This is a genomic window from Aeromonas sp. 601039 (assembly GCF_049174415.1).
Classification (GTDB): Bacteria; Pseudomonadota; Gammaproteobacteria; order Enterobacterales; family Aeromonadaceae; genus Aeromonas; species Aeromonas veronii_A.
Window position 1 is genome coordinate 138,097 of sequence record NZ_JAAKTL010000006.1, and the last position, 19,098, is coordinate 157,194.

22 protein-coding genes are annotated in these 19,098 nt (G+C 58.7%); 12 read left to right on the forward strand and 10 right to left on the reverse strand.

Annotated features, from left to right (window positions below; translation table 11 throughout):
• Window positions 1-63: 63 nt before the first annotated feature.
• The 3 genes from deoA to deoD all read left to right on the forward strand — a co-directional run bounded on the left by deoA (window position 64) and on the right by deoD (window position 3,411).
• Window positions 64-1,395, forward strand: a complete 1,332-nt coding sequence (gene deoA / locus G5195_RS07625; RefSeq protein WP_421222219.1) for a thymidine phosphorylase — start codon at window positions 64-66, stop codon at window positions 1,393-1,395.
• Between the two features lie 14 nt (window positions 1,396-1,409).
• Window positions 1,410-2,618 carry a phosphopentomutase gene (locus G5195_RS07630; protein ID WP_123173778.1) on the forward strand — a complete coding sequence of 403 codons (1,209 nt, stop codon included), beginning with the start codon at window positions 1,410-1,412 and terminating at the stop codon, window positions 2,616-2,618.
• Between the two features lie 76 nt (window positions 2,619-2,694).
• On the forward strand, window positions 2,695-3,411 hold the full coding sequence (gene deoD, locus G5195_RS07635; RefSeq protein WP_005340471.1) for a purine-nucleoside phosphorylase: 717 nt from the start codon (window positions 2,695-2,697) through the stop codon (window positions 3,409-3,411).
• 67 nt (window positions 3,412-3,478) lie between these two features.
• Here the strand turns inward: deoD and G5195_RS07640 are convergent, their stop codons facing one another.
• Window positions 3,479-4,099, reverse strand: coding sequence for a YtjB family periplasmic protein (locus tag G5195_RS07640; protein WP_005348965.1), 621 nt, complete (start codon window positions 4,097-4,099; stop codon window positions 3,479-3,481).
• 120 nt (window positions 4,100-4,219) lie between these two features.
• Between G5195_RS07640 and serB the strand changes: the two genes are divergently transcribed.
• Complete coding sequence (serB, locus tag G5195_RS07645; RefSeq protein ID WP_421222218.1) at window positions 4,220-5,230, forward strand: phosphoserine phosphatase SerB; 1,011 nt, start codon at window positions 4,220-4,222, stop codon at window positions 5,228-5,230.
• Between the two features lie 28 nt (window positions 5,231-5,258).
• Window positions 5,259-6,164: an alpha/beta fold hydrolase gene (locus G5195_RS07650; RefSeq protein ID WP_421222217.1), complete on the forward strand. Its 906-nt coding sequence runs from the start codon at window positions 5,259-5,261 to the stop codon at window positions 6,162-6,164.
• Window positions 6,165-6,202: 38 nt separating this feature from the next.
• Here the strand turns inward: G5195_RS07650 and G5195_RS07655 are convergent, their stop codons facing one another.
• Entirely contained in the window at window positions 6,203-8,584 is a 2,382-nt protein-coding gene (locus G5195_RS07655; protein WP_421206094.1) for a PilZ domain-containing protein, read from the reverse strand.
• Between the two features lie 100 nt (window positions 8,585-8,684).
• Between G5195_RS07655 and radA the strand changes: the two genes are divergently transcribed.
• On the forward strand, window positions 8,685-10,052 hold the full coding sequence (gene radA / locus G5195_RS07660; protein ID WP_005341318.1) for a DNA repair protein RadA: 1,368 nt from the start codon (window positions 8,685-8,687) through the stop codon (window positions 10,050-10,052).
• A 56-nt stretch (window positions 10,053-10,108) separates the two neighbouring features.
• On the opposite strand, the gene G5195_RS07665 is transcribed toward radA, so the two are convergent.
• Window positions 10,109-10,489 (reverse strand): PilZ domain-containing protein, encoded by a 381-nt coding sequence (locus G5195_RS07665; RefSeq protein ID WP_216952871.1) that lies wholly within the window; start codon window positions 10,487-10,489, stop codon window positions 10,109-10,111.
• Window positions 10,490-10,590: 101 nt separating this feature from the next.
• A complete protein-coding gene (rsd, locus tag G5195_RS07670; protein WP_216952872.1) occupies window positions 10,591-11,073 on the reverse strand; it encodes a sigma D regulator in 483 nt (160 codons plus the stop codon).
• A 337-nt stretch (window positions 11,074-11,410) separates the two neighbouring features.
• Here rsd and hupA point away from each other — a divergent pair, with 337 nt between their 5' ends.
• The gene (gene hupA / locus G5195_RS07675) at window positions 11,411-11,683 is read left to right on the forward strand and encodes a nucleoid-associated protein HU-alpha (RefSeq protein WP_005340484.1); all 273 of its coding nucleotides are present in this window, start codon (window positions 11,411-11,413) and stop codon (window positions 11,681-11,683) included.
• A gap of 144 nt (window positions 11,684-11,827) precedes the next feature.
• On the opposite strand, the gene G5195_RS07680 is transcribed toward hupA, so the two are convergent.
• The 3 genes from G5195_RS07680 to G5195_RS07690 form a co-directional block, all read right to left on the reverse strand.
• On the reverse strand, window positions 11,828-12,271 hold the full coding sequence (locus G5195_RS07680) for a PACE efflux transporter (protein ID WP_064337327.1): 444 nt from the start codon (window positions 12,269-12,271) through the stop codon (window positions 11,828-11,830).
• Between the two features lie 163 nt (window positions 12,272-12,434).
• Window positions 12,435-13,292, reverse strand: a complete 858-nt coding sequence (locus G5195_RS07685) for a hypothetical protein (protein WP_421222215.1) — start codon at window positions 13,290-13,292, stop codon at window positions 12,435-12,437.
• Window positions 13,293-13,403: 111 nt separating this feature from the next.
• On the reverse strand, window positions 13,404-14,627 hold the full coding sequence (locus tag G5195_RS07690) for an Nramp family divalent metal transporter (protein WP_421222213.1): 1,224 nt from the start codon (window positions 14,625-14,627) through the stop codon (window positions 13,404-13,406).
• Window positions 14,628-14,864: 237 nt separating this feature from the next.
• Between G5195_RS07690 and rpsF the strand changes: the two genes are divergently transcribed.
• The 4 genes from rpsF to G5195_RS07710 all read left to right on the forward strand — a co-directional run bounded on the left by rpsF (window position 14,865) and on the right by G5195_RS07710 (window position 16,853).
• Window positions 14,865-15,251: a 30S ribosomal protein S6 gene (rpsF, locus tag G5195_RS07695; RefSeq protein ID WP_005308887.1), complete on the forward strand. Its 387-nt coding sequence runs from the start codon at window positions 14,865-14,867 to the stop codon at window positions 15,249-15,251.
• A gap of 30 nt (window positions 15,252-15,281) precedes the next feature.
• Window positions 15,282-15,512: a 30S ribosomal protein S18 gene (gene rpsR / locus G5195_RS07700; RefSeq protein ID WP_005308890.1), complete on the forward strand. Its 231-nt coding sequence runs from the start codon at window positions 15,282-15,284 to the stop codon at window positions 15,510-15,512.
• A 52-nt stretch (window positions 15,513-15,564) separates the two neighbouring features.
• Entirely contained in the window at window positions 15,565-16,011 is a 447-nt protein-coding gene (gene rplI, locus G5195_RS07705) for a 50S ribosomal protein L9 (protein WP_005340490.1), read from the forward strand.
• A 101-nt stretch (window positions 16,012-16,112) separates the two neighbouring features.
• Window positions 16,113-16,853 carry a ferredoxin--NADP reductase gene (locus G5195_RS07710; protein ID WP_157161433.1) on the forward strand — a complete coding sequence of 247 codons (741 nt, stop codon included), beginning with the start codon at window positions 16,113-16,115 and terminating at the stop codon, window positions 16,851-16,853.
• A 49-nt stretch (window positions 16,854-16,902) separates the two neighbouring features.
• On the opposite strand, the gene G5195_RS07715 is transcribed toward G5195_RS07710, so the two are convergent.
• Together G5195_RS07715 and G5195_RS07720 are read right to left on the reverse strand one after the other, a co-directional pair.
• Window positions 16,903-17,253 (reverse strand): hypothetical protein, encoded by a 351-nt coding sequence (locus tag G5195_RS07715; RefSeq protein ID WP_042053367.1) that lies wholly within the window; start codon window positions 17,251-17,253, stop codon window positions 16,903-16,905.
• 19 nt (window positions 17,254-17,272) lie between these two features.
• Window positions 17,273-17,569: a hypothetical protein gene (locus tag G5195_RS07720; RefSeq protein ID WP_040067567.1), complete on the reverse strand. Its 297-nt coding sequence runs from the start codon at window positions 17,567-17,569 to the stop codon at window positions 17,273-17,275.
• A 255-nt stretch (window positions 17,570-17,824) separates the two neighbouring features.
• Here G5195_RS07720 and G5195_RS07725 point away from each other — a divergent pair, with 255 nt between their 5' ends.
• Entirely contained in the window at window positions 17,825-18,835 is a 1,011-nt protein-coding gene (locus tag G5195_RS07725) for a Preprotein translocase subunit SecY (RefSeq protein WP_335863135.1), read from the forward strand.
• A gap of 54 nt (window positions 18,836-18,889) precedes the next feature.
• Here the strand turns inward: G5195_RS07725 and G5195_RS07730 are convergent, their stop codons facing one another.
• Window positions 18,890-19,057 carry a hypothetical protein gene (locus tag G5195_RS07730; RefSeq protein ID WP_005308905.1) on the reverse strand — a complete coding sequence of 56 codons (168 nt, stop codon included), beginning with the start codon at window positions 19,055-19,057 and terminating at the stop codon, window positions 18,890-18,892.
• Window positions 19,058-19,098: the final 41 nt, after the last annotated feature.

Genomic DNA, 19,098 nt, shown 5'->3' on the forward strand with positions numbered 1-19,098 from the left:
CATGCGGTGTGCGGGCAAGGATTCAGGCTTGTGTAACGCCAGCAATGGCGGAGGGAATGAAAGATGTTTTTGCCTCAAGAAATTATTCGCAAGAAGCGCAACGGTGAAGCGCTCAGTACCCAAGAAATTCAATTCTTCGTCCAGGGCATTACCAATAACACCATCGGCGAGGGGCAGATCGCTGCACTGGCGATGGCGGTCTACTTCAAAGACATGACCATGGATGAGCGGGTCGCCCTGACCTGCGCCATGCGCGACTCCGGCATGGTGCTAACCTGGGATCACCTCAATCTGGGTGGCCCGATTGTCGACAAACACTCCACCGGCGGTGTGGGTGATGTGGTCTCTCTGATGCTTGGCCCGATGGTCGCTGCCTGTGGCGGTTTCGTGCCGATGATCTCCGGTCGTGGTCTGGGCCATACCGGCGGTACCCTCGACAAGCTGGATGCCATTCCCGGCTACCAGACCTCGGTCGACAACGACCGTTTCCTGAAAGTGGTGAAAGAGGCGGGTGTCGCCATCATCGGCCAGACCGGCGATCTGGCCCCCGCTGACAAGCGTATCTATGCAGTACGTGACATTACTGCAACCGTCGAATCCATCGCCATGATCACCGGCTCCATCCTCTCCAAGAAGCTCGCCTCCGGGCTCGAAGCGCTGGTGATGGATGTGAAAGTGGGCTCCGGCGCCTTTATGCCAACCTTCGAAGCCTCCGAAGAGCTGGCCAAGAGCATTGTGGCAGTGGCCAACGGTGCCGGTTGCCGCACCTCTGCGCTCTTGACCGATATGAACCAGGTGCTGGCCTCCAGCGCCGGTAACGCGGTGGAAGTACGTGAAGCGGTGCGTTACCTGACAGGTGAATACCGCAACCCGCGGATCCACGAAGTGACCATGGCGCTGTGCGCCGAGATGCTGATCTCCGCCGGTCTTGCCAGCGACGAGCGTGATGCCCGTGCCAAGCTGCAGGCGGTGCTGGATAACGGCAAGGCGGCCGAGATCTTCGGTCGCATGGTGACAGGTCTCGGTGGCCCGGCCGATTTTATGGAGCGTTACGACGCTTACCTGCCCAAGGCAGCCATCGTACGCCCGGTCTTCGCGGCCAATAGCGGTTTTGTGACCGCCATGGATACCCGCGATCTGGGGCTGGCCGTGGTCGCCATGGGCGGTGGTCGCCGCGCTGCCGGTGACAAACTTGATTATGCGGTCGGTCTGACCGACTTTATCCGCCTGGGTCAAAGTGTTGATGCTGACAAGCCGATCGCGATGATCCACGCTCAGACTGAAGAGCAATATGCTCAGGCTGCCAGCATGGTGCAGGCGGCTGTCCGGATTGGTGGCGAGCGGCCGGAAGCACTGCCTGAAGTGTACCGCCGTATCACCCTGGCCGATTTGTAACAAGGGGAAGACCCATGAAACGTACCTTTATTCTGATGATGGACTCTTTCGGTATTGGCGCTGCTGCCGACGCCGACAAGTTCGGAGATGTGGGCGCCAACACCCTTGGCCATATCGCCAAGGCGTGTGCGGCAGGTGAAATTGAAGGCCGTGGCGCCCTCAATCTGCCCAACCTCAACAAGCTGGGTCTGGGCCACGCCTGCGAGCAGGCCTCCGGCTACTTCCCGGAAGGGCTGAAGAAAGATATCGAGGTGGTCGGTGCCTACGGCTTTGCTCAGGAGCTCTCCTCCGGCAAGGACACCCCGTCCGGTCACTGGGAGATCGCCGGCGTGCCCGTGCTGTTCGAGTGGGGCTACTTCAAGGATCACCACAACAGCTTCCCGCAGGAGCTGCTGGACGCCATCGTCGAGAAGGCTGGTCTGCCGGGCTATCTCGGTAACTGCCACGCCTCTGGTACCCAGGTGCTGGACGATTTGGGCGAAGAGCACATGAAGACCGGCAAGCCGATCCTCTACACCTCTGCCGACTCCGTGTTCCAGATTGCCTGCCACGAAGAGACCTACGGCCTCGAGAAGCTCTATGAGCTGTGCCACATAGTGCGCGAGCTGCTGGAGCCCTACAACATCGGCCGCGTGATTGCGCGTCCGTTCGTCGGCACTGGCAAGGGCAACTTCAAGCGTACCGGCAACCGCCACGACTACTCAGTGCTGCCGCCGGCGCCGACCGTGCTGGATTACATGAAAGATGCGGGTGGCCAGGTGGTCTCCATCGGCAAGATTGCCGACATCTATGCCCAGCAGGGCATCACCAAGCAGGTGAAAGGGACCGGTCTGACCGAGCTGTGGGATCGCACGCTGGAAGAGGTGAAAGCGGCTGGTGACAACACCATCGTCTTCACCAACTTCGTCGACTTCGACTCCTCCTACGGCCACCGCCGTGACGTTGCCGGTTATGCCGGTGCGCTGGAGTATTTCGATTCCCGCCTGCCGGAGCTGTTTGATCTGCTGCAGGATGGCGACGTGGTGGTGCTGACTGCCGACCACGGCTGTGACCCGACCTGGGGTGGCACCGACCACACCCGCGAATACATTCCGGTGCTGTTCTTCGGCAAGCCGGTCAAGGCTGGCTCCGTTGGTCGTCGTGAGACCTTTGCCGATATCGGCCAGAGCATCGCGGCTTATCACGGCCTGCCGAAACTGGCGTACGGTACCAGCTTCCTGTAATTTACCCGCCCGCCACTTCGGCGGCGGGCAATTTATAAAACAATAAAACTCAACCTAGTGTGAAGGAATCAAGAGAATGGCAACTCCTCATATCAATGCGAAAGATGGCGCCTTTGCTGATACCGTGCTGATGCCGGGCGACCCCCTGCGCGCCAAGTACATCGCTGAAACTTTCCTGGAGAACGTCGAGCAGATCTGCGACGTGCGCAACATGTTCGGTTTCACCGGTACCTACAAGGGCCGTCGTATCTCTGTAATGGGGCACGGCATGGGTATCCCCTCCTGCTCCATCTACGCCAAAGAGCTGATCACCGATTACGGTGTGAAGACCCTGATCCGTGTGGGCTCCTGTGGCGCCGTGCGTGAAGACGTGAAACTGCGTGACGTGGTGATCGGTATGGGTGCCTGCACCGACTCCAAAGTAAACCGTCTGCGCTTCAAGGATCACGACTTCGCTGCCATCGCCGACTTCGACCTGGTTGCCAACGCTGTACAGGCCGCCAAGAACAAGGGCGTTGCCGTGCGTGTGGGTAATATCTTCTCCGCCGACCTGTTCTACACTCCGGACCCCTCCATGTTCGACGTCATGGAAAAATACGGCATCCTGGGTGTCGAGATGGAAGCCGCCGGTATCTACGGCGTGGCTGCAGAGTACGGTGCCAAGGCGCTGACCATCTGCACCGTCTCCGACCATATCCGTACCGGTGAGCAGACCACCTCTGAAGAGCGTCAGCTGACCTTCAACGACATGATCGAAATCGCGCTGGATTCCGTCCTGCTGGGCGACAAGTAATTCCCTTGCGAATAAGAAACGGCGGCCTTCTGGCCGCCGTTTTTGTATCTGCTCTCTGGTTGCGCCATCAGTTTTCCGGAGGCGGCGCGGGGGGCGTACTCTTTTTCTTGTGCTTGCGCACCCGCATGTAGTTGCGGCGCACGCCGTAGGAGATGAGCACTCCGGCCAGCAGGGCGACCAGCAGCATCAGCCGCTGTTTCTCCTGCACCACCTTGAGCCGGGTGTCCTTGTCTGCCAGCATCTGCTGCTCTTCCAGGGTGATGCGCAGGAAGCCGATGGTCTGCTCGCCATCCCGGATCTCCTGCACGAACTGGATCCGCCCCTTGCCCTGCTCCGGTAGTGACTTGTTATCGCTGCCGATGGGCAGCAGGCTCTCCAGCGGCACCGCCTGCTCCGATTGGGCGAGGGGAATGCCGCGTCCGTCGTAGAGGGTGGCATCGAGGATCTCCGGCTCCGCCGCCAGATCCCGCGCCAGCCGCTCCAGCTCGCTGCTCTTCTCCTCCTTGATCCAGCGTTTCATGTCGCGGGCTGCATAGGCGACCAGCGCCTGTGCCCGGTTGCGCGCTTCGCTGTGCAGCGAGGCCTGGCTTTCACCCTGCATATGGATGAGCACACCGAGCACCCAGCATCCGAGCAGGATACCGGCACCCAGGCTGAGAACACGTTTGATGGGAAGATGACGCTGCAAGCGCGAGACCTCATGGTAACAAGGAGTGGCGGGATCTTGGCGCTTGCCTGTACAAAAAGCAATACGCTACTCTGGGCCAGCATTGTTAACCCCCTGATCACCAAGGAAGGCGTATCCCTTATGTTGTTGTCCCGGCTCCCCCCTCTGTTATCCGATTGGCCCGCGTTGTTGTCCGGCTCACCCTGTTGGCAGCTCCACGCAGATGCGTTGCAACCGACAGAGACCCCGCAGACTAGCGGCTGGTTGGTGCTGTTTGGCAAGGGGCTGGGCGCCTCCCATCTGGCGCGTCTGTCGCCACTGTTGGCTGCACAGAAGTTGGCGGCCACCCTCTATCCTCCCACCGAGGTGGCGGGCGTGCCGTTGCTACTGCTTGGCTGCGATAGATTTTCTGCCGAGCTGGTGGCCGAGCTCAAGAGCGGTGAGTGGGAGATCGATCTCTGCCATCTGCCCGCGCTACCGACCCTGAACGAGCCCGGCCTGCTGGTGATGGATATGGATTCCACCGCGATCCGTATCGAGTGCATCGACGAGATCGCGCGGCTGGCGGGGGTCGGCGATCAGGTGGCGGCGGTAACAGCTGCTGCCATGCAGGGCAAACTGGAGTTCTCCGACAGTCTGCGCAACCGGGTGGCCCTGCTGGCTGGAGCGCCGGTCACCATTCTCGACGAGGTGGCCGCCAACATGCCGTGGATGCCCGGCTTGCAACTGATGGTCGATACCCTCAAAGAGGCTGGCTGGAAGGTGGCCATCGCCTCCGGCGGTTTTACCCGTTTTGCCGGCGAGTTGCAGCAGGCGCTGGGGCTCGATGCTATCTTCGCCAACGAGCTGGCGGTGGAAGGGGGTCAGCTGACTGGCAAGGTGAGCGGGCGCATCGTTGATGCCAGCGTCAAGGCCGAGGTGTTACAGCAGCTTGCTCAGGAGTACGGCATTGCTGCCGCCCAGACCGTGGCCATCGGCGATGGTGCTAACGATCTCAAGATGATGGGCGTGGCAGGTCTTGGGATTGCTATTCATGCCAAGCCGCTGGTGCGGGCGCAGGCTGCGGCCACCCTCAATCATCACGATCTGGAGGGGGTGATCTGCCTGCTGGCGGCGCGGGCCTGCAGCGAACAACGCTGGGACAAGCGCTGACTGTGTTTCAAGGAGGAAACCAATAAAAATGGAATTGTTGCAGCAGTCTCTGTTTATCCCCTGTGGCGCCCATCAACTGCATGTTCGCCACATCAAACCCCGGGTCGCCGTGCATGGCGAGCCGATCCTGATGGTGCACGGCGCCATCGAGAACGGCCGCATCTTTTACAGCGAATCGGGCAAGGGGCTGGCCTGTTTTTTGGCCCGCCACGGCTATCAGGTCTATGTGGCTGATTTGCGGGGACGGGGGCTCAGCACTCCGGCCATCGCCGAGCTGGCGGAGCACGGCCAGCACGAGCTAATCACCGAGGACTTGCCCGCCCTGCATCGCTGGATTGCCGAGTGCCATCATGGCTTCAAGGTGCACTGGGTGGCCCACTCCTGGGGCGGTGTCATCATGGCCTCGACCCTGGTGCGCTTCCCCGAGCTGGCGGAGCAGGTGGCCAGTCTGCTGTTTTTTGGCACCAAGCGCGGTGTGTCGGTGCACAATCCCGAGCGCTGGCTGAAGGTGGATCTGATCTGGAATCGGCTGGCCCCCTGGCTGGCTCGCCGCCGTGGTTTTCTGGCGGCTCGTACTCTGAAGATCGGTGCTGACGACGAGCCGCTGCGCTATCTGCAGGAGACCATCCCCTGGGTCAAGTGTGGCCCCTGGCGGGATCCTCACGACGGTTTTGCCTATGACGAGGGGGCGGCACGGGTCAACTGGCCGCCACTCTGGATGATCTCTGCCAGAGCCGACAAGGTATTGGGCCATCCGACCGATGTGCGCCGTTTCAGCGACGAGATAGGCTCGGCTGCTCGTCACACCCGCCTGGGGCGTGATAATGGCAACCGGCTTGACTATGACCACATCAATATGCTGACCGCCCCGCAGGCGCAGGAGGATCACTTTCCCCGGATCCTGGAATGGCTGCTCAATCCGCAGGCAGCATGACAAAAAACAGGGCACATAGTGCGCCCGTGTCGATGGGATCAGCGGGGCGGCTGCGTGATGCCGAACCGGAACAGAGTTGCCTGGGTGGTGTCGGTCAGCTCGCCAACCCCCACGACACTCCACAACTCCTCTTCCAGCCGCTTTGCCTTGTGAATGGCGAACTTGGCGATGTAGTCCAGCTCATTGGCAATGAAGTTGGTGTCGGGGCGTCCGGTGCGGGAGATGCCGACCAGCACCGAGTAGAATTCTCCCTGCTGCAGTGCCAGCTCGATGAACTGGCGCTTCTCTTTTAGGTTGCTAAAGCTGCTGGCGAGGCGGCTGGTGAAGATGGGGAGGCCCGCCTTGGTCTGGATGCTGGCAATATAGACCTCATCTTCACGCGGTTTGTCCTCCCGCTCGATGGCTCGCAACGGATTCATCAGCAGCTCCTTGAACAACTCCCCCTGAAACAGCGGATAGAGGTTCTCCTGCTCAGGTTGCTCGGCACAGGCGGTTAACAGTTGTTGCAGGCTGCGCGGAGTGAGTGACTTGCCGATGGCGGCTGGCTTGGGGGCACCCTTCAGTTTGTTGATATAGACCGGTGAGTTGAACAGGTGGTGGGTGTAAATATTGCGCAGGGCTCGCGCCAGTCCGCGATAACGGCGCTGCTCCTGCGCCGCCTTGAGCTTGTTCTGGTTGCTCTCGATCAGCAGGCTGAAGAACTGACGACCGGTATGACGATCGGAATCCCCGTCGATACAGAGGTGCAGCACGGTGCGAGTCATGTTGAGACTAACCAGCCGGTAGGAGAGATGCTGCAGATCCATGCTCTTGGATAACTCCTGCAGACGGGGCAGGGCGATGGTCACCACATCGTTTTTCTCGCCGATAAAGGCATCTTCCAGCTCGACCTGCAGGCCATGGGCAGAAATATCTCGGGTCCAGCCAAGCCATGACTTGCCATTGTGATGGATGGCAACGGCTGTTTTGTGGATATAGCGCAGCTCCTTGCGCAACTGGACATAGTGCAGGGATTCAATCTCGAAGGGGGCAACGCCCAGCTCGTGACCAAAACGTTGCAATTCATTGGCATTATTGCCCAGCTCGCCCTCCGGGCGGAACTCCTCCCGTTGGGACTCCAGACTGATCTCCTGCAGCAGGCCGCAATACCCAATCAGTTTGAGACGCTCGAGTAACAGAATATCCTGCAGTTGCGAATTTTCGACCCCCTGCAACTGCCCTACATCTGCCTCCAGCGATTCACACGCCTCCAGTGAAAACTTGTAGACACGCCAGCTGGGACGTCGGGAGCCCACCTGGAAGAAGAGGGCGGTGAGACCACTCTGGCGCAGCTCTTCAGCAGTGGCAGAGAAGAAATAGATATGGCTGCGTACCGTGTGGGTGAAGCAGTAGATGAGGGTTTCGGTCGTGGTGCCGGGAGCAGGGCAGAGGCGTTTCATCCGTTTTGCTGAGAAGAGTCCCGCCAGGGCATCGCGGTTTTTCTCGTCGCGCCAATACTCCAGCAGGTGCTGGTTGTTCTCGGTGCGCAGTGCTATCTCGAGTGAGGGACAATCTCCTGTGCTGAAGAAGAGCGGCATGCCGGTCATCCGTGGCAGGTAGAACTGCTCATATCCCTTGATGATGGCGGCGGAGAGCAGATAGTCGACGCTGACCCGATAGCGGATCTTGTTGGCTTCGATAAAGTCGCTGAGGAAGGCATCGAAGGCGGGCTGCTCACCGGAGCGTACCAGCCTCAGCCAATACTTCCCTTCCTTGCTCTCTTCACCGAGGATCTGGTAACCGACCGGCTGATGCAGCACCGGATTGGGGTGATCCCGCTCTAGCCCGGTAAAGAAGACCTCGACCTGAGCGCCGGTCTGGTAATTGGGCAAATAGGGGACCGAGACTCTCATGCCGCCGAGGGAAAGATCGGAACTTTTGGCGAACAACTTCTCCCCGTCATGAAGTTTGATGAGCAAGGGCGAGCTAAAGTGCATCCGCTCTTGTCGTCGCCCGTAGTAACTGGCAAAGACGATGGTGTTGACGTCGTATTGCCGGAAGGGGCTGACAGGGGGTTGCAGCAGGCCATCCACCCGGGCGTGGTGATGGTTCTTTTGCCATTGTTGCAGCGCTTCGTAAACGCCAAGGGTATAGGCGTCACGGTAGAGATAGCACTGGGACTGAAACAGTCCGATGGCCTCGGCCGGCATAAAGTGGGTGATACCGTCGAACTCGTGCACCAGGCACTCGTCCTCCAGTTCATCGCGCATGTCGATAACCCTGCGGCAAGGGGAGCATTTGCGATTGAGCTCCATCTTGATCAGAAAACGGCCGTTACTGTTTTCGTCCTGGGTCAGACGGTTGAAGATCTCTTCGAAATCTTTCTCCCGCAGCAGGGGTACAAGTTGTTCAATCAGATGTTGTTGGTGTACTGAATCCATGTGTTCCTGCCACGGAAAGTCACTTTTCCGATTCTGGGTTTGATCTGTCGGTCGCAAACAAGTATATCAAGCAGGAATTCATCCTGTCCCCGAGTTATCAATGGCTAAAAATAAAACTGCTTATGTTTGTTCCGAATGTGGTGCCGACTTCACACGCTGGCAAGGTCAATGCAGCGAGTGCAAGGAGTGGAATACCATCACCGAGGTACGCCTTGGCTCCGTCACTCCCGCAGGCAAGAGTGCCCGTTACACCGGTTATGCCGGCGCGGTCGGCAGTCAGGTACAGACACTGGCAGAGATCGCCACCACCGAAATCCCCCGTTTTACTTCCGGTTTCAAGGAGTTGGATCGGGTGCTTGGTGGCGGTGTGGTGCCCGGCTCGGCGATTCTGATCGGTGGTAACCCGGGGGCGGGTAAATCGACCCTGCTGCTGCAGACCATGTGTGGTCTGGCAGAGCGGATGAAAACTCTCTATGTCACCGGTGAGGAGTCGCTCCAGCAGGTGGCAATGCGGGCCAACCGCCTTGGTTTGCCTACCGACAAGCTACGGATGCTCTCCGAGACCAGCGTTGAGCAGATCTGCCTGATTGCCCAGCAGGAGCAGCCGCAGATCATGGTGATCGACTCCATTCAGGTGATGCATGTGGCGGATGTCCAATCTTCTCCCGGTTCGGTCTCACAGGTGCGTGAGGCAGCAGCGTTACTGACCCGTTACGCCAAGCAGAACCATGTGGCCATCTTCATGGTGGGTCATGTGACCAAGGATGGCAGTCTGGCTGGCCCCAAGGTACTGGAACACTGCATCGACTGCTCTGTGCTGCTTGACGGTGGCCATGACTCCCGTTTTCGGACTCTGCGCTCTCACAAGAACCGCTTCGGTGCGGTCAACGAGCTGGGGGTCTTTGCCATGACTGAACAGGGGATGCGCGAGGTGAGCAATCCCTCCGCCATCTTCCTCAGTCGGGGGCAGGAGCAGGCGCCCGGTTCCATCGTCATGGTGATCTGGGAGGGCACCCGGCCGCTGCTGGTGGAGTTGCAGGCGCTGGTGGATTACTCCCAGCTCTCCAACCCGCGTCGGGTAGCGGTGGGGATGGATCACAACCGGCTCGCCATGTTGCTGGCGGTGCTGCACCGTCACGGTGGGCTGCAGATGGCGGATCAGGATGTCTTCATCAACGTGGTTGGCGGGGTCAAGGTCGAGGAGACCAGTGCGGATCTGGCGCTGCTACTGGCGATGGTCTCCAGTTTCCGGGATCAGGCGCTGCCCAAGGATCTGGTGGTGTTTGGCGAAGTGGGGCTCTCAGGGGAGATCCGTCCTGTCCCCTCTGGTCAGGAGCGGCTGCAGGAAGCGGCCAAACACGGTTTTCGTCGTGCCATCGTGCCGCACGCCAATGCCCCCAAGCATCCTATCGAGGGGATGGAAGTGGTGCCGGTCAAGAAGTTATCAGAGGCGCTCGAGGCGTTATAACCGTAGCAATAGAGGCTGAATGAACAGAAAAGAGCACCATGTCTGGCCGGGCGTCGTTACGACTGGTTGTGCTCCTGATGCTCGTTCAACAGCTGTTCCAGCTCCCGATGCAGCAGCTCTTCGTCACCTACGTTGAGCTCTATCATCCGCTTGAGGTGGGTGGCGCTGTCGATATCGATGTGGTGGCAGTAGAACCCCAGCTTCTTGCTGGCTTCATGGGTTAGCTCGACCTGCATCTTGATCTCGATGTCGCTGCCACTCAGGACAAAACTGAGCTGGTACTCCTTGTTGTCACGGCTCTCCCAATCATCCGGTCGGATTAACAGGGCGCCCTGCAGGGATATGTCGACAAGCTGAGTCTGCCACTTGTGCTCCCCCTGGGTGAGTTCGGCCGTGGTCAAATAGAGGATCCGTGCAAAACGGCGGCGCTCAGACATGCTCATCTCCTAGTTTGGAATCAGCTGGACACAGGGAATCATTGCTCTGAGTGTAATGCACCTTGGCTGCCAGTATCTTGAACTTGCTCCGAAAATAGCAATCAGGCTTGCTGGGCACTGAGGAACTCCACCACATGGAGTGCCTTGACCAGGCGATCTTCCTGTTTGAAGCGATCCTCCAGTACCGGGCCCAATTCGTTGAGGTCATCATCGAGCAGTAGCAGTTGGGCCTCGTCGGCATCACTGTATTTGTCGTTGAATTCGAGGGCAAACTCGGTAGTGGCACGAATATGGGGATAAATGCGCTTGGCCAGCTCCAGTGTTTCGCCGCTGGCTTGCTCGAAGGCGGTGACGACGTGGTGGTAGATCTCGAAATGGCCTGCACTGACATAGTCGACCAGGCGGTCGCAAAACTGATGCAGCTCTTCTGTTTTGGGCAGGCTGCGTTGCTTGGTCCGCGCCGGAGTGAGGCCTGCCAGCTGCATGTATCCAACCAGCAACGCTTGCCTTGCATCCAGCCAGTCGTCGATAGCCTTATGCTTGCCTGCCAGCGCCTGCTTGGTCTGTTCCAGTTTCGTCAACATAATCCCTATCCCTCCGTGGGGCAAAGGCTGGCCGATTGTTCGGTATTCCGAGCCGTTTGAGCAGTGACACAACCTATAACTAGGGAAAATCTGGGCAAGCGTCAATAGCCATGGGGGGATAATGTTAAGTGGCGAAGAAATAGCCAGCGGATTGTGTCTGCGTGCTAGCAGGTTTCAGGCCTGCTCACGGTTTTTCGCGTGTGGAATGTGACTATTTCCGCAGATCTTGATGAAAACCCCAGCGTTTGACGCGTTCGGCTCGATAAAGGCTTTGCCTGTGCGTTTTTTTTTGCATAGAGTGACCCAGCGCTAAATGCCCGATCATAAAGGAAATGTTATGAACAAAGCTCAACTTGTCGATGCGATTGCCGCCAAAGCAGATCTGAGCAAAGCTCAGGCCAAAGTGGCTCTGGAAGAGATCATCAATGGTATTACCCAGAGCTTGAAAGAAGGCGATGCTGTGCAACTGGTCGGTTTTGGCACCTTCAAGGTCACCCACCGCGCAGGCCGCACCGGTCGTAACCCGCAAACTGGTAAAGAGATCCAGATTGCTGCTGCCAACGTGCCTTCATTCGTGGCTGGCAAGGCTCTGAAAGACGCCGTCAAGTAAGTCCGAAAGTCTGTTTTGTCCAATGCCAGTCAGCTCGCTGACTGGCATTGTTTTTATGGGGCTTTCCCATCCTTCCGGTTTTAGTGCTCCCTGGCTTTTCCTGCCTTTTTGGTTTCTTCTGTCGGCCTCATTGCGGCTGAGGCCTTATGCCGTTTGCGGAGTGGATGGCAGCGGCCAGATCCGCTCATAGGCCCAGGTAAAGACCATGATGTAGACGAGGTAGAAGGCGACGAAGCCGAGATCCAGCATCAGGGCGTCCCACACTCCCAAATCGAGCCAGAACATGACGCAGGGGAGGGAGAGCATCATAAAGCTCGCCTCATAGCCAAACGCGTGCAGGAAGCGGTCCAGTGGTCGCTTGTTGGTGCGCCCGCACAGTTTGAGCAACCCCTTGTCGAACAACAGGTTCCAGCCGTAGGTCCAAGCGGTGGCGACGATGGAGAAGAAGATGGCCAGTGAACCGACCTCGGCGACGCCCTGACCGAACAGCTGGCTGATCAGCGGCGCGACCAGTGCCAGCCCGATGCCTTCGTAGAGAACCAGATAACGAAGTCGATCAGGGGTGGTGCGTAGTTGGGTACTACTCATGGGTGATGTGCCTCCTGTGGGAGGCGCATTCTAATCAGGGAGTGGTTAAAAGAGAAGCATCGGCCCGTCATGACGGGCGTTGAGGGGCATGATGATGCCCCCTCTTTGCGATACTTTTCTATTGCCAATTTGGGCGTGAGCCCTGAGGGGGCAAGTCAGCGACTCAGGCGCCGGTTGGCGTGACCCGTGTCAGCATGGCACAGCCCTCTTCCACTTGAGTGAGCTGTACCTTGACCTCCCCCAACTCGGCGAGCGAGGCAACATGAGTGCCACCACAGGGGATGGTGACCTCCTGGCCTTCCAGCATGCAGTGCCAGTAACGGGAATCGATGATCGCCTCGCCAGCGCGGCTACGGCGGATCTCGCCTCCGGCTGCGATCCAGTCGGCCAGTTGCTGGTTGACCTTCTCTTCAATCACCGCCAAATCTGCCAGCAGCGTCTCGCTGTTGACCCCCTTCTTGCGCAGGCTCTTGCCGATTCGGTACTGCTCCCGTGATCCGCAAGGCTCGACCCGCGAGCTTTGAATAGCCAGGCGGTCGAAGTCGGGCTGGCCCAGTGCATCACGCTCGCTTACCTCCTTGCGCCAGTAGGGAGTTAGTACTCGATTGAGCGCCAGCGCGGCCAGATGGCAGCCGCTATGGCCCAGACTCAGGGCATGGCGGGCGGCGCTATCTACTTGCAATTCGACCTGGCTGCCAACGGCTAGCGCGTGGTCTCCGGTCAGCGGGTGGACCACCACGAAACGCCACCCCTCTGCGCTCCGCTTGACCGGAATGGCAGTATCGACGAACAGCTCGCCATCAGGGCTGATAGCCCCCATCCGGCAGGGGCCAATGGCGGCTTCGCCCCCTTCCCAGCGAGCATGGCCCACGTCCCCCGGCTGATCGGGCCAGAGGTGGCTCTGGGGATGAAAGGGGGTGAGGTCGGTGACCAGCAGCGTGGTGTCACCGCGCTGGCAGCAGACCACGCTGGCCTGCTCCTGATGATGGCCCAGTACGAAGCTGGCTCGGGTATGTTCCATGGCAAGACTCCCGCAACGATAAATGAGAAGAGAAAGCGGCAGCATACGCCAGAGTGCGAAAGGGCTCATTAACCAGTGTTAATGAGCCCCTCTTCTCGGTTTTACGGTTCGCTAGATCATGGCAACCAGCAGATAGGCGTTGAGCCCGATCACCAGCGCAACGATAAGGCGTCCTACCGCCTGGGTGACGGGGTGGTTGCGATACTCCCCCATCAGGGCGCGATCGCCGGTCAGCATCAACAGCGGGATCAGGGCCAGCGCGATGCCAAAGCTCAGGATCACCTGACTCAACACCAGAATTTCGGTGGTGTTGAGACCCATGGCGATTACCACGAAGGCGGGAGCCATGGTGATGGCGCGACGCAGCCAGAGCGGGATGGTAAAGCGGACAAAACCCTGCATTACCACTTGCCCGGCCAGGGTCCCTACCACGGTAGAGCTGATGCCGGATGCGACCAGCGAGAGGCCAAACAGGGTGGCTGCTGCCTGACCCAGCAGGGGAGTGAGGGTCTGATAGGCGGATTCCAGCTCCGCTACCTGCTGGTGGCCCGTGCTGTGGAACGCGGCGGCCGCCATCGCCATCATCGCCAGATTGACGAAGCCGGCGATAGTCATGGCAATCGCCACATCGACCCGGGTGGTGTGCAGCCGCTGGCTGACTGAACCCTGATCCTGCGTGTGCTGGGTCAGTGCCGAGTGCAGGTAGATAACGTGGGGCATCACGGTAGCACCGAGCACACCGGCGGCCAGATAGACGGCATCGCTGTTGGGCAGACCGGGGAAGAGGGCGCCCTCCAGCAGGCTGGGCAGATGGGGGCGGGAGAAGATCAGCTCGACGATGTAGGCCGCCGCGACAAACAGCAACAGGCCACCGACCACGAACTCCAGCGGTTTCTGGCCGCGGGATTGCAACATCAGGATCCCCCAGGTCACCACGGCGGTGATGCAGGCCCCTTCAAGCAAGGTCACGCCAAGCAGCAGCTTGAAGCCGACTGCGGCGCCGATAAATTCGGCGAGGTCGGTGGCCATGGCGATGATCTCTGCCTGCACCCAGTAGGCCCAGACCGCCGGTTTTGGCAGTCGGTCGCGGATGTGCTCCGCCAGATTCTTGCCGGTGACGATACCGAGTTTGGCCGAGAGGGTTTGCACCAGCATGGCCATCAAGTTTGCCCATACCACTACCCAGAGCAGTTGGTAGCCAAAGGTAGAGCCCGCCTGAATATTGGTGGCGAAGTTGCCCGGGTCGATATAGCCGATGGCGGCGATAAAGGCAGGCCCGAGCAGGGTTAGCTTGAATTTGCGGGCTGGAATCGTAGTCGTCAGTGCGGGTTGCATGGCATCACCCTCCATAAGGATATGGAGAGAGAATAGATCTAAGTGATAATCATTATCAATTATTGTTTCTGATGATTTCCATCGGGAAAAACATTTAAAGCGGTCAGTTGCAGTGAGGGATGTGATTTCGTACAATACGCCGCCCTAGAAAAGCAGCGACTAAACACCTTTATGTTCCTTGCCTCCGAGGTCTGGCTGCACCTGGGCGGAGGCTGAATTAATCCGTAAGGAGCTAAAATGCGTCATTACGAAATCGTCTTCATGGTTCATCCGGACCAGAGCGAGCAAGTTCCCGGCATGATCGAGCGTTACACCGGCGCCATCACCACCTCCGGTGGTACCATTCATCGCCTGGAAGATTGGGGCCGTCGTCAGCTGGCTTACCCGATCGACAAACTGCACAAAGCCCACTACGTTCTGATGAACGTAGAAGCAGAGCAAGCCGTTATCGATGAGCTGGAAACCAACTTCCGCTTCAACGATGCCGTTATCCGCAACATGATCATGCGCACCAAGCACGCAGTGACTGAAGTTTCTCCGATGGCCAAGGCCAAAGAAGAGCGCTTCACCCGTCGTGACGACGAGCGCCGCGAAGAAGCTACTGAAGCTGCTTCCGAAGAGTAATTCTGGATCACTGACTAGAGGATAAAGGCCATGGCACGTTATTTCCGTCGTCGTAAGTTCTGCCGCTTCACCGCCGAGAACGTTACCGAGATCGACTACAAAGATATCGTTACTCTGAAAAACTACATCACTGAATCTGGCAAGATCGTACCGAGCCGTATCACCGGTACCCGCGCCAAGTATCAGCGTCAGCTGGCACGCGCCATCAAGCGTGCTCGTTACCTGGCTCTGCTGCCGTACACCGATCTGCACAACAAGTAAGAATCGGCCCGGCACTTAAGCCTAACTCAACGAAATTTATAGAGGAAAGGTAATGCAAGTTATCCTGCTCGACAAAATCGCCAAACTGGGCGGTCTGGGTGACCAAGTTTCCGTGAAATCTGGTTATGCCCGTAACTACCTGATCCCGCAAGGCAAAGCTGTTATGGCTACCAAGGCCAACATCGAAGCTTTCGGTGCTCGTCGCGCTGAGCTGGAAGCCAAACTGGCTGCCAACAAAGCTGCTGCTGAAGAGCGTGCTGCCAAGCTGGCCGAACTGGCTACCGTGGTTATCGCTTCCAAGTCTGGCGACGAAGGCAAGCTGTTCGGTTCCATCGGTACCCGTGACGTGGCTGAAGCCATCACTGCTGCCGGCGTAGCCGTTGCCAAGAGCGAAGTCCGCATGGGCAACGTTCTGCGTAACACCGGTGACTACGAAGTTGCTGTTCAGCTGCACGCTGACGTTAAAGCAACCGTACAGATCCAGGTTGTTGCCCTGTAATAGCGATTCGCTTTTGCAGAAAAAACCCGCGCTCTTGCGCGGGTTTTTTATTTTCCGGCCCGGGGGTAGAGTGAAGGTCTGTTCCACTGGAGGAGATCCTTATGGCTTGGGTAGAAGGTCGCGTCATCGAACGCATCGAATGGACACCCACCCTGTTCTCCCTGCGGGTAGCGGCCGAGCTGGTCCCCTACAAGGCAGGCCAATTCACCAAGCTGGCCCTCGAGCAGGGCGATCGCCGCATTCAGCGCGCCTACTCCTTCGTCAATCCCCCCTCTGCGCCATACCACGAGTTCTATCTGGTCGAGATCCCGAGCGGTGAGCTGACTCCGTCCCTTGGCTTGCTGCAAGCGGGCGATACATTGCTGGTGCAATCCCAGGCCACCGGCTTCCTGACGCTGGATGAGGTGCCCGCCGGGCGCGATCTCTGGCTGCTCTCGACCGGCACTGCCATCGGCCCCTTCCTCTCCATGCTGGCAGATGGGGAAGCCTTCAACCGTTTCGAGAATCTGGTGCTGGTGCACGGGGTGCGCAAAGGCGAAGAGCTGAGCTATCAGGATTTGATCACCAGCTTTGCCGAGCAATATGGCGCGCGTTTTTGCTATGTCCCCTTTGTCAGCCGCGAGCCCTGGCCCGATGCAATGGCAGGGCGGATCCCGGCGGCTATCGCCAATGGTCAACTGCAGGCTCGAGTGGGGTTGGTGTTCTCACCCGAGCTGAGCCAAGTGCTGATCTGCGGCAATCCGGAGATGGTGAAAGAGACCCAGCAGACCTTGCTGGCGCAGGGGTTGGCCAAGAATCTGCGGCGGGCGCCGGGCAATATCAGTGCGGAGAATTATTGGTAAAACAATCAGCACAGGGGCGCCAGGCCCCTGCTGCATCAAGAGAGGGAGTTCAGTTCTTCTTGCCGTTACCCTTGTTTTTATCCTTCTGTTTGTCGTGACCTTGCCCGGGGTTATTGCCGCTGTGGATGCTGCGGTTGTAGTGATCCCGGTACTTGCCATCCATCTTGTCGCAGTTGAGTTTGATCCGGCTGTCGCCAATGCCAAGATCCAGACAGTTGTCCTGCCACCAGTCGTACTCCTTGTCATCCCAGTCGAGATTGATCTTGATGTCATCACCGGAGATCTTGATGCCATCGCTATTTTTGCTTGGCGGTGCCGCAACCGCGATGCCGTGCGCCATGAGCAGGGAAAGCAGCAGGGCGCCGCGCCGGATAACGGGGTTGTGTTTAGCTTGGGTCATCGCAAGGGTACTCCTGTTGTTACTGGTCGCTCTGCGAGTTGGCAGGGACCTGGTTGGTTTTCGGTGGCTGGTTGCGATTCTCTTCATCTTCCAGATTGAATTTGACCGCCTTGCAGTCGACGGAGGAGGTCTCCCCGATATCCAGAGTGAGGCAGTCGTTCTGGGTCCAGCCGAACTGTTTGTCATCCCAGTCCAGATTGAATTTAAGCTCATCGACGGAAAATTCGGTGCCACCGCTCTCTGGATATTGCTGTGTCGCAGCGGCGCCGCCGGTAACCAGAAGAAGGGAGAGTAGCAAGGTGGTCGTACTGTTCATGATGGCCTCGGATAATTGCAACGGTGGATGAGTGTACGGATCTGGGCTGAACCCGGGCGGAATCGCACCTCATCTCACCACATGATCAAGTCAGGGAGGAATTGTATCGCTTTTCTGCTGCCGATTTGTCCGTTTTGGTCGCACTCTGGGCAGCTGGTTGCCAATCTGAAGGATTTCAGTCATTTGCCCTTCTCTGTGCGAGTCTGGCGACTATAATCGGCAGCCAACTTTTCCTGCACAGCACACCCCTTCATCATGACCACACAGGACTCCTCCACACAGCGCTACCCCAAGGGGTGGTTCGCTCTGACGACGGTATACAGTTTTACCGGATTGGCCATTCTGGCCTCCATTATCTTCTCCCTGCTGCTGTTCCTCTCCATCGATGACAACCCGCTGATGAAGTGGCTGTTCGGCGGCTTGGCCATCATCTTCGAGCTGGGCAAGTTTTACGTCTGGTACGAGTACGGCGAGCGCAAGGCGCGGCGGGATTTGAGTGGTGCTCTCTGGTCGCTGCTGTTTTACAGCGTGCTGGCGGCCATATCCATCGGCGGCAGTATCGGTGGCATCAACAGCGCCACCAATACGGTGTTGAGCCAGCAGGCGCGCCACGAGCGGGAGCTTGCCCGTTTCGACGAGCAGATCGCCAGCATCGAGCGGCAGATCCAGCTCAACGAGGAGGCGGCCCGCAAATACATCGAGCTGGAGCGCATCTCCAGTGGCGTCTCCTCGTTGCAGCATGCCAACACCAAGCTGCGCTTGCAGCAGGATGAGCTGCGTCAGCAGCGCGATGCGAAGCCGGTCAACGAGCAATCCTCCATGCTGGGGCTGATGAGCAGTCTGGCGGACGGGGTCGGGATGAGCATCAGCCAGGTGCAGTTCCTGCTGGTCTGCTTCCTCTCGGTGCTGCTCGACGTGTTCGGCGCCTTCTTCGTCAGCCTGATCGGCGAGGAGAACCGCTTTCGCCGGATGTGGCGCTGGCAGCAGGATCAAGCTCGCAGAGAGGCGCAGGCAGAGTTGGCGATGGCAGCCCAGCCCGAGCCCATCATGCCCCCAGAACCAGCCCCCGAAGTGCTGGAGCAGGTGCGCGGTGCGCTGATGAGTGGTGAGCTCAAGTGCAGCAAGCGCTCGGTTGCGCAGGCTTTGTCACTCTCGCTGGAGGAGGTGGATCGGGTGTTCCACCATCTGCTATCGCAAGGGGTGCTGGGGCAGGGGAGCAATCGCCACTACTACCTCAATCCGGCGCTGGAGCAGCAACCCGGATAGTGAGAAGGCCACCGAAACTCGGTGGCCTTTTTCGTTATCGAGTGGCTGTGGCACTCAGTGAGTCAGCACCATCATCAGGCTGAGGAAGGCGGCCAGTCCGCCACCGATGCCGATGATCCAGTAAAACCCCTTGGCCCCTTGTTTGAGCGGGATGCGGAAGTAGAGCAGAAATGCCCACCACCCCAGTGCCAGCAACAGAGGAATAAGAAACATTCGAGCCATGGTGCCCTCGCTGTTATTCTGTTGACCCTTGATCAATCAAC